The organism is Dokdonella sp. (assembly GCF_019634845.1).
In the GTDB taxonomy this organism is placed as follows: Bacteria; Pseudomonadota; Gammaproteobacteria; order Xanthomonadales; family Rhodanobacteraceae; genus Dokdonella_A.
This window is the reverse complement of sequence record NZ_JAHCAQ010000024.1, coordinates 1-12,794: the sequence shown is the minus strand read 5'-3', so window position 1 is coordinate 12,794 and position 12,794 is coordinate 1. Positions and strand designations below refer to the sequence as shown.

At 68.8% G+C, this 12,794-nt stretch carries 10 protein-coding genes; 6 read left to right on the top strand and 4 right to left on the bottom strand.

Annotated features, from left to right (window positions below; all coding sequences use genetic code 11):
• The first annotated feature begins 26 nt into the window (after positions 1-26).
• The 4 genes from KF903_RS13915 (at position 27) to KF903_RS13900 (ending at position 3,131) form a co-directional block, all read left to right on the top strand.
• Positions 27-575: a peroxiredoxin gene (locus tag KF903_RS13915; protein WP_291216055.1), complete on the top strand. Its 549-nt coding sequence runs from the start codon at positions 27-29 to the stop codon at positions 573-575.
• On the top strand, positions 550-1,122 hold the full coding sequence (locus tag KF903_RS13910; RefSeq protein WP_291216053.1) for a DNA-deoxyinosine glycosylase: 573 nt from the start codon (positions 550-552) through the stop codon (positions 1,120-1,122). The genes KF903_RS13915 and KF903_RS13910 overlap by 26 nt, the downstream gene beginning before the upstream one ends.
• Positions 1,123-1,177: 55 nt before the next feature.
• On the top strand, positions 1,178-1,648 hold the full coding sequence (locus KF903_RS13905) for a hypothetical protein (protein ID WP_291216051.1): 471 nt from the start codon (positions 1,178-1,180) through the stop codon (positions 1,646-1,648).
• Between the two features lie 136 nt (positions 1,649-1,784).
• Positions 1,785-3,131 carry a M48 family metallopeptidase gene (locus KF903_RS13900; protein ID WP_291216048.1) on the top strand — a complete coding sequence of 449 codons (1,347 nt, stop codon included), beginning with the start codon at positions 1,785-1,787 and terminating at the stop codon, positions 3,129-3,131.
• Between the two features lies 1 nt (position 3,132).
• Here KF903_RS13900 and KF903_RS13895 read toward each other — a convergent pair whose 3' ends face one another.
• Entirely contained in the window at positions 3,133-5,559 is a 2,427-nt protein-coding gene (locus KF903_RS13895) for a serine/threonine-protein kinase (RefSeq protein WP_291216045.1), read from the bottom strand.
• A gap of 113 nt (positions 5,560-5,672) precedes the next feature.
• On the opposite strand from KF903_RS13895, the gene KF903_RS13890 reads away from it, so the two are divergent.
• A complete protein-coding gene (locus KF903_RS13890; RefSeq protein ID WP_291216041.1) occupies positions 5,673-6,578 on the top strand; it encodes a GGDEF domain-containing protein in 906 nt (301 codons plus the stop codon).
• Between the two features lie 17 nt (positions 6,579-6,595).
• Here KF903_RS13890 and KF903_RS13885 read toward each other — a convergent pair whose 3' ends face one another.
• Positions 6,596-7,900 (bottom strand): amidohydrolase family protein, encoded by a 1,305-nt coding sequence (locus tag KF903_RS13885; RefSeq protein WP_291216040.1) that lies wholly within the window; start codon positions 7,898-7,900, stop codon positions 6,596-6,598.
• A gap of 162 nt (positions 7,901-8,062) precedes the next feature.
• Here KF903_RS13885 and aceF point away from each other — a divergent pair, with 162 nt between their 5' ends.
• Positions 8,063-9,412, top strand: a complete 1,350-nt coding sequence (gene aceF / locus KF903_RS13880; RefSeq protein ID WP_291216036.1) for a dihydrolipoyllysine-residue acetyltransferase — start codon at positions 8,063-8,065, stop codon at positions 9,410-9,412.
• Between the two features lie 13 nt (positions 9,413-9,425).
• Here the strand turns inward: aceF and KF903_RS13875 are convergent, their stop codons facing one another.
• Together KF903_RS13875 and KF903_RS13870 are read right to left on the bottom strand one after the other, a co-directional pair.
• Entirely contained in the window at positions 9,426-10,862 is a 1,437-nt protein-coding gene (locus tag KF903_RS13875) for a DUF1501 domain-containing protein (protein ID WP_291216033.1), read from the bottom strand.
• 7 nt (positions 10,863-10,869) lie between these two features.
• Positions 10,870-12,681: a DUF1800 domain-containing protein gene (locus KF903_RS13870; protein ID WP_291216030.1), complete on the bottom strand. Its 1,812-nt coding sequence runs from the start codon at positions 12,679-12,681 to the stop codon at positions 10,870-10,872.
• Between the last annotated feature and the right edge of the window lie 113 nt (positions 12,682-12,794).

Below are 12,794 nucleotides of genomic sequence, written 5' to 3'. Positions count from 1 at the left end.
GTGTGACGTCGTGATGGAGACCGGCAATGAACGCATTCGTGCAAGGTGTTGCGCTGCTGTTCGCACTCACCGCAGGCGCCGCCGCATCGGCGGCGGAACCGGTCGCCAGCGGTCCGGCGGTCGGCACTGCGGCGCCGGCCTTCAAGCTGCAGGATCAAAAGGGCGACTGGCACACGCTTGCGGGCGAACGCGGCAAGTGGCTGGTGCTGTATTTCTACCCCAAGGACTTCACCCCCGGCTGCACCACCGAGGTCTGCGCCTACCGCGATGACATCGTGGCACTGCGCAAGGCCGGTGCCGACGTGCTCGGCGTGAGCCTGGACGACGTGAAATCGCATGCGCAGTTCGCTGCCAAGTACCAGGTGCCGTTCCGCCTGCTGTCGGATGCCGACGGCAAGGTGGCGCGCGACTACGGTGTCTACGCCGAACGGATCGGCATGAAATACGCGCGGCGCGAGACGTTCCTCATCGATCCGCACGGCATCGTCGCCAAGCGTTATGTCGATGTCGATCCCAAGGAAAACTCGCAGCAGGTGCTCGCCGATCTCGATGCGCTCCGGCAAGCCGCGCACTGAACCGGCGCCGGACCCACGCGCCGCGCCGGCCGCGAGCTTCCCGCCGCAGGTTGGCGCGCGCTGCCGCGTGCTCGTGCTCGGCAGCGTGCCCAGTCCGCGTTCGCTGGCGCTGCGCCAGTCCTACGGTCACGCGCAGAACCTGTTCTGGCCGTTCATGGGCGAACTGTTCGCGGCCGGTCCCGACCTGCCTTATGCGCAACGCATCGCGCGCCTGCATGCACGCGGTGTCGGCATCTGGGATGTGCTCGAGCGTTGCCGGCGGCACGGCGCGCTCGACAGCCGCATCGTCCGCACCAGCGAGGTCGCCAACGACATCGGCGGCTTGCTGGCCGTTCATGCCGAGGTCGCCGCGATCGCACTCAATGGCGGCAAGGCACTGGAGGTATTCGGGCGCCGCATCGTGGCGCAGATCGACCCGGCACGCATGGCCCGGCTGCAGATCCTCGCCCTGCCCTCGACGAGCCCGGCCAACGCCTCGATGCCGCGCGCGCTCAAGCTCGAGCGCTGGCGCGCGCTGCTCGACTGGGCCGATCCGCCGCCACATTGACGGCCGCGCCGGCAAGGGCAAGACTGCGCAGCGTCCAACCCACGGGAGATCGTCGATGAACACGCTTGCCACCTGTGCCGTATCCGCCGTGCTGGCGCTGGCTTCGCTGGCCGCGGCGCCGACCGCGCGCGCCGAAGGCGCCAACCTCGAATGCAAGCTCAAGTTCTCGCTGACCGGCTGGGCCGCGATCTACAAGCACGCCGACGGCAAGGGCACGGTCGAGTGCAACAACGGCCAGAGCATGCGCGTGAAGATCAGCGCCAAGGGCGGTGGCCTCACGGTCGGCAAGTCGCGCATCGACAATGGCACCGGCAAGTTCAGCAACGTGCACACGATCAGCGATGTGCTCGGCACATACGCGCAGGGTGATGCGAGTGCCGGAGCGGTCAAGGCCGCCACGGCCCAGGTGCTGACCAAGGGCACGGTGTCGCTGGCGCTGGCCGGTACCGGCGAGGGCGTCGCCTTGGGCGTGAGCTTCGGCGGCTTCACGATCAAGCGCGCCACCCACGACGCCAAGACGCGCTGAGCACCGCTCGGCGACCACCGCGCGCGCCAGGCGTCGCTGCCTAACGGGCGATGGCCGGCCACGCACATGACTTGTGGAGCTTGACGGGCGTGCAGTGCTCGTCGAGCCTTGCGCCTCCCCGTGCGTGGAGGTGGTCATGAAAGCGGTCCTGTTGCTGCTGGCGAGTCTGCTCGCCATGGTCTGCCTCGCCGTGTCGGCGCAGGCCGCGCCGGGCGCACCGGGGGCGCGTGAGTTTCCGCCGGGCCTGCAGATTCCCGAGGCGGCGCGCACGGGGCCGGATTTCGACGTCGACCGCGCCACCCAGGCCTATCTCGACCTGCTCACGCCCGAGCAGCGCGCGCAGTCGGACGCCTACTTCGAAGGCGGCTACTGGTTGCAGCTGTGGGGCTTTCTGTACGGCCTCGCGGTCTGCGCCGTGCTGCTGCTGAGCGGACTGTCGCGCTGGATGCGTGACCTGTCCGAACGCCTCGTGCGGCGCGTGTATCTGCAGAACGCGATCTACGCCGCGCTTTGGCTGCTGGCCGGGTTCGTGCTGTCGCTGCCGTTGTCGATCTACAGCGATTTTTTCCGCGAGCACCAGTACGGCCTCGCCACCCAAGGCTTCGGCGATTGGTTCACCGATCAGGCCAAGGGCCTGGCGATCGGTCTGGTGGTGATGCCCTGGCTCATCGCGCTGCTGTACCGGGCGATTCGCCGCGTCGGCGCGCGCTGGTGGCTGTGGGGCACCGCGGGCGCGTTCGCGTTCTTCGTGCTCAGCGCCATGCTCGCGCCGGTCTACCTCGCGCCGCTGTTCAACGACTACAAGCCGTTGCGCGAAGGTCCGGTGCGCAGCGCGGTGCTGACGCTCGCGCGTGCCAACCAGATTCCGACCGATAACGTGGTCGAGTTCGATGCTTCGCGCCAGACCACGCGCATCAGCGCCAACGTGGCGGGTTTTGCCGGCACCACGCGCGTCGCACTCAACGACAACCTGCTCGACAAGACCTCGCTGCCCGAGATCAAGGCGGTCATGGGCCACGAGATGGGGCACTACGTGCTCAACCACTCGCTGCGCCTCATCATCTACCTCACGCTGGTGATCGGCGTCGGCTTGTGGTTCACCCAGCGCGTGTTCGATGCCTTGCTGGCACGCTGGGGAACGCGGCTGGGCCTGCGCGATCGCGCCGACGCCGCGGCGCTGCCGCTGGCGTGGGCGGTGCTCACGCTGTTCTTCTTCCTGGTCACGCCGCTGACCAACTCGATCTCGCGCCAGGCCGAGGCCGAGGCCGACATGTTCGGTCTCGATGCCGCGCGCGAGCCGTATGGGTTTGCGATGGCGGCGATGCGGTTGTCGACCTATCGCAAGATCCATCCGGGGCCGCTGGAGGAAATCGTGTTCTACGACCATCCCAGCGGTTACGCGCGCGTGCATGGTTCGATGGTGTGGCTGAAGGAAAACCAGGCGCTGGTGCAAGCCGCGCTGGCGGCTGACGCCGCGCGGTGATTCAGCCCGCCGCCGGCGTCGCCAGCTTGCGCGCCTGCCAGCGCGCCAGCGCCTCGGGTTTGCCCCAGGCCCGATACAGCTCGATGTAGCTGTCGACCACGTCCTGCGCGCGTGTGTGCGCGGGGCCGTAGCCATCAGCCTTCTCGAAGATGGCCCAGGCGCGGTCGAGCTGCTGCTCGGCTTCGGCATAGCGGTGCATGCGGATCAGCACGGTCGCGTACTCGCGCGGCATGATCGCGCGCATGGCGTTGTCGCCGAGCGCGGCATCGGCATGCTCCACCGCGATGCGGCCATGGCGCTCGGCGCCCTCGAGGTCGCCGGCGTCACGCAGCAGCAGCGACAGGTTGGATTGGGTCATCACGGCGGCCGTGCCGCCGGGGCCATACAGCTTCTGCGCGAGCTGCACGGCGCGCTCGTAGTAGGGACGTGCTTCCTCGTTGCGACCCTGCTGGCGAATGAAGCTGCCGAGGTTGCTCACCAGGCGCAGCATCATCGGGTGTTCCTTGCCATAGATGCGCTCATACACGGCCTGCAGCGGCGCCAGCAGGGCCTCCGCTTCGGCAAAGCGCTTCTGTTCGGCAGCGACGATCGCCAGGCCATTGATCGCGGTCAGCGTGCGCGTGGCATCGTCGCCGAACAAGCGCCGGTCGCTCGCGATGAGCTCGGTGTACAGGGTGCGGGCCTCGTCGAGCTGCCCCACCGAGGTGTCGACGATGGCAAGACCGTTGATCGTGTCGAGTGTGTCATGGGCGTCATTGCCGAGCGTGCGCCGCTGCGCGGCCAGTACGCGCTGATAGCGCGCTCGCCCGGCCTCGGGCTCGCCCGTGTCGCTTTCGATTCCGGCCTGCACGCTTTCGATCCACAGTCGGTCGGCATTGTCCTCCGGCAGCGTGGCGACCAGCGCCATGGCTTCGTGCATCAGCGGCAGCGCCTCGGCGGCGCGACCGTAGTTGGCCAGATTCTGCGCCGCGCGCGCACACAGCATGGCCACGCCCGGTGCGGCCAGGTGCGCCGTTTGTGCGGCAGCGATCGCCGCCAGATAGTGCGTGTGGGCCGAGTCACCCTCGCCGATCGATGCATAGCTGTCGCCGATCGTGCGCTCGATCTCGGCACGCGCCGCCGGCTGCGCAGCCAGTTCGCGATCGACACGCTGCGCGGCGGAGTCGAGCACCATGCGCATGAGGCCGCGGTCGAGGCCCTTGGCACGGTCGGGATCGATGCCGGCGAGGATGCTGCGCACGAAGGCCGACACCTGGGCCGACTTGGCGGCCTCGATCTGCGCCAGGCGCGCCGACTCGCGTGCGCGCGCCTGGCCGTGCAAGGCCAGCACGATGCCGGCGACGAGCGCGACCGCAATGAGGCCGGCCGCCGTCAAGCCCCAGCGGTGACGCAGCATGAACGTGCTGGCGAGGTACCAATGGGTTGGATTGATCGCCTTCAGCGGGCGCTGCTGCCGGTAGCGCTCGAGATCGTCGGCCAGTGCCACTGCCGAGGCGTAGCGGTCCTCGCGACGCGTGGCCAGCGCCTTGCGCAGGATCGCGCGCAGCGCGGTCGGCAGGCGTTGCGCCGCACCGAGCAGCGTATCGGCACTGAGGCCGACTCCGGCCGGTTCGTCCTCGACCGCGGCAAGCAGGGTGGCGTGCACGGTGCGACGCGAGGCGTGAGCGTGAGTGGCCAGGCTCACCGCGTCGCATCCGGTCAGCAGTTCGCACAGCATCACTCCCAGCGCATACACGTCGCTGCGGGTGTCGAGGTCATGGCCGGCCTGGGCCGCCTGCTCGGGACTCATGTAGGCCGAGGTACCGGCGCGATCGCTGGTCCGTGCGCTGGCCGCGACTGCGGCATCGGGCGAGGCGTTGCCACCGATGGCGATGCCGAAATCGATGATGGTCGGCTGCGGCGTGCCGTCGATCTCGCGTACCAGCACGTTCGCGGGCTTGAGATCGCGATGGATGATGCCCTTCTGGTGCGCATGCTGCACGCCGTGGCAAACACGCTCGAACAGCGCCAGGCAGGCATTGCGGCCCAGCGCGTGGTCGCGGCAGTACTGGGTCAGCGAGCTGCCTTCGACCAGTTCCATCGCGAACCAGGGATAGCCGTCGGTCGTGGTGCCGGCGTCGAACACCTGGGCGATCGCCGGATGCTGCATCTGCGCCAGGGCCTGGCGCTCGACATCGAAATAGGCGCGCGCGAGCGGGGTCGCCACCTGGGCACGGATCAGCTTGAGCGCCACCTTGCGCTGCACGGGCTGCAGCTGCTCGGCGAGATAGACCTGGCCCATGCCGCCTTCGCCCAGGCGCGCGCGGATGAAGTAGCGGCCGATCGGCGTACCCGGCGCCAGGGCGTCGCCGCTCGGTGCCGGAGCGCCCACTGCGCGCGGCAGGACGTCGGTGGCGTCAGCCGGCCCCGTGTTGTTCGACGACGTCATCGCAGCCCCTGCCCGTGCGTGTCCAGCGGCCCAGTGTACGCTGCCGCGGGCCGTTCAAGGTCACCTTGCCGGTTCGGTGACGTACACTGCGCCGATGCTGCCCTGATCCTGCCATGCACAGTTCCGATCCCCCACCCGACCTCGCCACCACCCAGTTCCACACCGACCGCATTGATGGTGGCTGCGACGAGTGTGCCAGCGGTGCGTGCCTGGTCGTGCTGCAGGGCCAGTTGCTGGGCCAGCGGCTCGACCTGGACGAGCGCGAGGTCGTGCTCGGGCGCGACAGCGACTGCGGATTCCACATCGAGGAGCGCAGCGTGTCGCGCCGGCACGCGCGCATCTGGCGCGACGCCGGCGGCTACCGCATCAGGGACCTGGGCTCGACCAACGGCATCCGGCTCAACGAGCAGCCGGTGACCGAGGCCGCGTTGCAGGATGGCGACTGCATCGCGATCGGCAGCTGCGTGCTCAAGTTCATGCAGCGCTCGTCGGTCGAGGCGCGCTACCACGAGGAGATCTACCAGCTCGCCACGCGCGACGCGCTGACCGGGCTGTGCAATCGACGCCTGTTCCTCGAGCTGATCGAACGCGAGCTGCAGCGGTCGGCGCAGTACGGGCATCCGCTGGCTTTGCTGATCGTCGATCTCGATCACTTCAAGGCGATCAACGACACCCATGGCCACGTCCACGGCGACCGCGTGCTGGAACAGGTCGGCGCGGCGCTGCATGCGGTGGCCGGCGACCATGCGCTGGCGGCGCGCATCGGTGGCGAGGAATTCGCCATCGCGCTGCCCGAGCACGACCGCGCCGCCGCGCGCGACTTCGCCGAGCGCGTGCGCGCCAGCGTGGCGGCACTGCCGCTGCAGCTGGGTGAGCGGACGCACACGGTGACGGTCAGCGTCGGCGTGGGGATCTGGCAGGCCGGCATGCACACGGTCGGCGCCCTGCTGGCGGCGGCCGACCGCGCGCTCTATCGCGCCAAGGCATCGGGACGCAATCGCGTCGAAGTCGACAGCTGAGCTGCCGTCGCGCCGGCTCAGGGCCGCGACGGATGCGGCACGACCACCACGCCGCCCTTCATCACGAAGCTCACCCGCTCGAGCGTTGCGATGTCGGTGAGCGGATCGGCCTCGACCGCGACCAGGTCGGCGTACAGACCCGGCTTGACCGCGCCGACCTGGTCGGCGCGACCGAGCAGCTCGGCGGCATGGGTGGTGGCGGCCTGGATCGCCTGCAGCGGCGTCATGCCCCACTCGACCATCTTGGCGAACTGCTTGGCGTTCCAGCCGTGCGGATAGACGCCCGCATCGGTGGCGAACGCCATCCGTGCCCCGGCCTTGACCGCGCGGCGGAAGTTCTCGCGCTGGGTGCGACCGACGAGCTTCTCCTTGTCGAGCTGTGCCTGCGGCACGCCGAGCTTGCCGTATTCGGACAGGATGTAGTCGTCGTTGTAGATGTCGAAATCGAGCCAGGTGCCGTGCTGCCGGGCGAGCTTGAGTCCCTCCTCGTCGATGAAGCTGCAATGCTCGACCGAATCGACGCCGGCACGGATCGCCATCTTGATCGCCTCGGTGCCATGGGCATGTGCGGCCACCTTGCGCCCCCAGCGGTGCGCCTCGTCGACCAGCGCGTTCATTTCCTCCTGCGAATACTGCGGGGCGCCGACCGATTGTTCGTTGCTGAGCACGCCGGCACTGGCCATGAACTTGATCACATCGGCGCCACGCTTGACGTTCTCGCGCACGCGCTGGCGGATCGCGTCGGCGCCGTCGACCACGCCGCTGGCGCCGTTGAACCGGATGAACGGTGAGAAGCCGGTGTCGGGATCGGCGTGGCCACCGGTCGCGCCGAGCGCGAGCGTGGCCGCAACGATGCGCGGTCCCGGCAACTGGCCGCGGTCGATCGCGTTGCGCAGGGCGACATCGATGTATTCGGCCGAGCCGAGGTTGCGCACCGTGGTGAAGCCCGCCTCCAGCGTGCGCCGTGCGGCCGTCGGTGCCAGGACCGCGGCATCGATCGGGCTGAGCGTGAGCAGATCCTTGTAATAGTTGCCGCTGGCAAAGCTCGGGTCGAAGTCCAGATGCACGTGCACGTCGATCAAACCGGGCAACAGCGTGGCCGCGCCGAGGTCGATGTGTTCGTAGCCGTCCGGCACCGCGCCACCCTCGCGCACCTCACGGATGCGCTCGCCATCGATGAGCACCAGCGGATGCTCGATCACGCGAGCTTGCTCGGGCGCGATCAGGCGTGCGGCGCTGAGCGCGAGGTGGCGCTGCGCGGCGCCGGCCAGGCCCGGGCTGCAGGCGAGGATGAGGGCAAGGAGCAGATGGCGATTGCGCATGGCAGCGTCCGGCGTGGCTGGGGGCTGCAAGCCTAGCAGCAGCGCCGCCATCGACAGCAGCGGCGCGCCCGCTGCCGGCTGCCGATTGGCCTCGCGAGGGGCCGACGTGACAGAATCACGCGCTGCGGATCACCCACCACGCATCGCAACCGGAGTCGCCGGATGGCTACGCACGAAATCAAGGTTCCCGACATCGGCAACTACCACGGCATTCCCGTGATCGAGGTGCTGGTCAAGCCAGGCGAGCAGGTGCGCAAGGATCAGGGCCTGGTCACGCTCGAGTCGGACAAGGCGACGATGGAAGTGCCAGCCACGGTCGACGGCGTGGTGCAGTCGATCATGGTCAAGGTCGGTGACGAGGTGTCCGAAGGCCATGTCGTCGCGATCGTCGAGGCCGCTGGTGCCGGTGCCGCGGCTCCTGCTGCCGCTCCCGCGCCGGCACCGGCTGCGGCCCCGGCCGCCGCCACGCCGCGACCGCGTGTCGCGGCGGCCGAAGGTGATCCACAGCCCAGCCCGGCCGCCGCGGCAACGCCAGCCGCCGCCGCGCGCAGCGCGCCGCCGCCGGTCGCGGCCGGGACCGCCACGCCAGCCCAGTTGCCGTATGCCGGCCCGGCGGTGCGGCGCTTTGCGCGCGAGCTCGGCGTCGACCTGGCCCAGGTCAAGGGCAGCGAGCGCAAGGGCCGCATCAGCAAGGAAGACGTGCAGAACTTCGTCAAGGCCGCGCTCGCGGGCGGCGGCGGTGCTGGTGGCGCAGCCATGGCTGTCGGCAACGGTCTCAACCTGCTGCCGTGGCCGGTGGTGGACTTCGCGCGGTTCGGCGAGATCGAGACGCGGCCACTGCCGCGCATCAAGAAGATCTCGGGTGCCAACCTCGCGCGCAACTGGGCGATGATTCCACACGTCACCCAGTTCGACGCCGCCGATGTCACCGAGCTCGAGGCGCTGCGCGTTGCGCTCAACAAGGAAAACGAGAAGGCCGGCATCAAGCTCACGATGCTCGCGTTCCTGATCAAGGCCGTGGTCGCCGCGCTCAAGCGCTATCCCGACTTCAACAGTTCGCTCGACGCCAGCGGCGAGAACCTGACGCTCAAGAAGTACTTCCACATCGGCTTTGCCGCCGACACGCCCAATGGCCTGGTCGTGCCCGTGCTCAAGGATGCCGACCGCAAGGGCGTGATCGAGCTGGCGCAGGAGAGCGCCGAACTGGCCAGGAAGGCGCGCGACGGCAAGCTCGGGCCCGCCGACATGCAGGGCGGCTGCTTCTCGATTTCCTCGCTCGGCGGCATCGGCGGCACCGCGTTCACGCCGATCGTCAATGCCCCCGAAGTGGCGATCCTCGGCGTGTCGAAGGCCGCGCTGCAGCCGGTCTGGAACGGCGACAAGTTCAAGCCGCGCCTCATGCTGCCGCTGTCGCTGAGCTACGACCACCGCGTGATCGATGGCGCCGCCGCGGCGCGCTTCACGAACTTCCTCGCGCAGGCACTGGCCGACATGCGTCGCGTGTTGCTGTAGCCGCGCCGCGCCCTCAACCGAGGAAGCCGAGGTTGGGCGCGTCGAAGCGTGCCAGCGCCGGGAAGATGTCGGCGATGTCGCCGGCACTCACGCCAAACCAGGCCGCCAGCGTGGCCGCGTACTGGTCGAGCGCCGTGGTGGGGATGATCTGGCCGAAACCGGTGTCGTTGGGATTGTTGTTGGCGCGCAGCGACGGCATCGTGCCGTAGAAGCGCTGCCCGCGCACGGCGCCGCCGATGACGAAGTGATGGCCGCCCCAGCCGTGATCGGTGCCGTCGCCGTTGACCGCGAGCGAGCGGCCGAAGTCCGAGGCCGTGAAGGTCGTCACCGACGCGGCGACACCGAGTTCGACCGTGGCGGCGTGGAACGCTGCCAGTGCCTGTGACAGTTCGGCGAGATTGCCTTGCTGGTTGTCGACCTGGAAGTTGTGGGTGTCGTAATTGCCGACCGAGGCGTAGAACACCTGGCGCGCCATGCCGAGCGCGCCACGCACCTGGATCAGGCGCGCGGCCATCCGCAACTGCTTGCCGAGCGAGGTGTCGGGAAACTGCGTTGCCAGCGCCGGCGCGCCGCTGAGCGCGGCATCGACCACCGCATAGCTCGCCACCGCGCGGCGCGCGTGGTCGGCGTAGCTGCGCTCGAACACCTGCTGCTGCGCGCCCTCGCCCACCAACGCGTTCCAGGCCGCCTCGTCGGCCGCCCCGGCGCCGATCACCCACGACTCGGGGCCGCCGCCGAGGTAGCTCATCTTCTCCACGCCCTCGGGCGACACCGAATAGTTGTCGACGATGTCGCCGCGCTGGAACAGGTTGTTGTTGGACAGCGAGATGCACATCGGGATCGCGCCGGTGTTGGCGGCCTGCATGCGGTCGGCGATGCGGCCACCCCAGCCGTTGGCATTGGCATCGTCGGGACGCGAGGTCTGCCAGTAGATGCTCTGGTCCGAATGCGAGAACAGTTGCGGCGGTACCGCCACGCTGCCGTTCTGGTAGTCGGCCTGACTGGTCGGATACAGCAGGGTGCCGACATTGCCGATGATCGCGGCGTGACCGGCATTGAACAGCCCGCGCAGTTCCGCCAGCGCGGGATGCGTGCCGTAGCTGGCGCCATCGGACGGCAGCCCGCCGGGCAGTCCGCCGCTGGCCGCGAGCGCGTTGAGCGCGTTCGCACCGAGCGTGGCCTGGTCGAAGGCCAGGCCGCCGTTGGCGATCAGTACCGTGCGCGAGCTGCGGTAGTCGGCATAGGCCGGGTTGGTGTAGGGCACGATGCTGTTGAAGCTGTCGTTGCCGCCGTTGAGGAACACGCACACGAGCGCCTTGAAGTCGCCGGCCGGATACACGTACTGGTTGGCGGCGGCGGCCAGCACGCGCAGGTTGCCGAGCGCACCGAACAGGCCGGCCCCGGCCAGCGAGGCGGCGGTGTACTTGAGGAAGCGGCGGCGGCTGGTCATGGCGTCCTCACTTCTGCACGACGTATTCGGGCGAGTTGATGATCAGGTACAGCGCATGCTGGATGCGCAGCCGCGCGCGATGGCTGCCGCTGATCGCGTTGAGCCGCGTCAGCAGGGTCTGGCGCATGAATGGCGACATCTGCCCCGACATGAACAACAGGTTGTAGCGATCGAGCAGTGCGCCGGGGTCGCTGTCGGCCAGCGCCGCGTCGCGGCCGAGCTCGAGGTAGAGCGTGCGGTTGCCCTGGTAGTTGTCGGCCCAGCAACTGCCGTCGTAGGCGCCGCCGGTGCGATACCAGCAGAACGACACGCTGAACAGGCGATTGGCGGTGGCGACCGCATAGGTGTCGCTGAGGATCTGGAACTCGGGCGAGCGCAGGCCCAGTGCGTCGATCTCGCCGTGGGCGCGGTAATCGGGGCGGAAGAAATTGAACACCGAAGGCGAGCGCAGCGGGCCTTGGCCGTACCAATCCTCGATGCCGGGATACGGCGTGAGCGTGACCGGACGCCCGCTCGGCGTGATCGCGTTCATCGCCCGCCACAGGTGGGTGTTGCGCAGCAGCGGCTCGCGCAGCTTGCCGAAGCGTTGCGCGTTGGTCCAATGGCCGAAGCGCGCCTCCGGATCGAGCAGGATCGCCCGCAGCGTCGCCTTGAGGTCGCCGCGCACACCGCTGCCGTTGTTGGCGAATACCGTGGCGACGCGCTGCACGTAAGCTGGCGTCGGGTTGCTGGTGACGAAGCGTTGGATCAGGCGCAGTGCGATGAACGGGCCGACATTGGGATGGTTGGCCAGATTGTCGAGCGCGGCGGCCAGCTCGGCCTGCGCGTTGCCGCCCGGCGCGAGCACGCCATTGGGCAGGGCCACGCCGGGGTAGTCCAGCAGTTGCTTGGGATGGGTGTTGTCGTGGAAGGCCTCGATCGGCTGCATCGGCAGCCGCCAGACCGGCCGGTCGTAGTCGTTGTAGGGGCCGCAATAGGTGTAGGTCGACGCCGTGCAGCAGACGTAGGAGCCGGGACCACAGCCGGCGTTGTTCCAGATCCAGCCGGTCAGCACCGCTGCCAGGCCACGCACGGTGGCCTGGCCGTAGGTCGGTTGCGGCTGGCCACCTGCCAGCGCCGGGGTGCCATCGGGATTGAGCTGGACCAGACCGACCGAAAACAGCTGCATGACTTCGCGCGCGTAGTTCTCGTCGGGGCGGATGTTGAGGGTCGGGTTCGCTTTCTGGTTGCCCAGATGGGTCAGGTAGATGCCCATCGCCGGGTGCAGGGTCACGTCCTCGAGCAGCGTGCGGTAGGTGCCGAAGGCATCCTGCGCGAGCATGTCGTACCAGCTCGCCAGTGCCCACGGCTGGTACAGCAGGGTGCCGTTCTTGCTGGAGACCACGAAAATTTCGCTCAGCGCGAAGGCCATGCGCTGGCGCAACTGGTCGCTCGGCCGCGCCATGCCACGACTCGGATCGGGCGTGCCGAGCGCGTTGATGGTCCAGATCTCGAGCCGGGTGTCGTCGGTGACGTTGTTGTCGGGGATGGTGTTGACCCAGTCCAGATACGGGATCTGGGTCGCCACGGGCTGCGCGAACTGCTCGTCGAGCCAGGCACCGTAGCCAATCGCGCGCAAGTGGGCGATGTCTTCGAGGGTGGGGCCGAAGGTGGCCTGGGCGAGGAAACGCGCCGCCTCCTCGTCGCTGAACGGGCCAGCCGCCGCGCTCTCGAAACCGTAGCGCATGATCGTGTCGGGGCGATGACTCTGCGCCGTCGCCAGGGTCGTCATGGCCAGCAGCATGAGGCTGGCCGCCCATATCGATACACGTCCGGACATGACCGCTCCGCTTCAGGCTGCCGCTCGACGCTACACCGCTGCGGGTGGCAAAACCATGACGGTGGCCACAGCCCGGTCACGCGCGGCATGGGCCGGCAGCCGCGGCCGTGCGG

What these genes read in the sequence shown, in the direction of transcription:
- KF903_RS13885 (WP_291216040.1), bottom strand. Translation starts at nt 7,900, where the DNA reads ATGCGCAATCGCCATCTGCTCCTTGCCCTCATCCTCGCCTGCAGCCCG.
- KF903_RS13905 (WP_291216051.1), top strand. Translation starts at nt 1,178, where the DNA reads ATGAACACGCTTGCCACCTGTGCCGTATCCGCCGTGCTGGCGCTGGCT.
- KF903_RS13890 (WP_291216041.1), top strand. Translation starts at nt 5,673, where the DNA reads ATGCACAGTTCCGATCCCCCACCCGACCTCGCCACCACCCAGTTCCAC.
- aceF (WP_291216036.1), top strand. Translation starts at nt 8,063, where the DNA reads ATGGCTACGCACGAAATCAAGGTTCCCGACATCGGCAACTACCACGGC.
- KF903_RS13900 (WP_291216048.1), top strand. Translation starts at nt 1,785, where the DNA reads ATGAAAGCGGTCCTGTTGCTGCTGGCGAGTCTGCTCGCCATGGTCTGC.
- KF903_RS13915 (WP_291216055.1), top strand. Translation starts at nt 27, where the DNA reads ATGAACGCATTCGTGCAAGGTGTTGCGCTGCTGTTCGCACTCACCGCA.
- KF903_RS13895 (WP_291216045.1), bottom strand. Translation starts at nt 5,559, where the DNA reads ATGACGTCGTCGAACAACACGGGGCCGGCTGACGCCACCGACGTCCTG.
- KF903_RS13870 (WP_291216030.1), bottom strand. Translation starts at nt 12,681, where the DNA reads ATGTCCGGACGTGTATCGATATGGGCGGCCAGCCTCATGCTGCTGGCC.
- KF903_RS13875 (WP_291216033.1), bottom strand. Translation starts at nt 10,862, where the DNA reads ATGACCAGCCGCCGCCGCTTCCTCAAGTACACCGCCGCCTCGCTGGCC.
- KF903_RS13910 (WP_291216053.1), top strand. Translation starts at nt 550, where the DNA reads ATGCGCTCCGGCAAGCCGCGCACTGAACCGGCGCCGGACCCACGCGCC.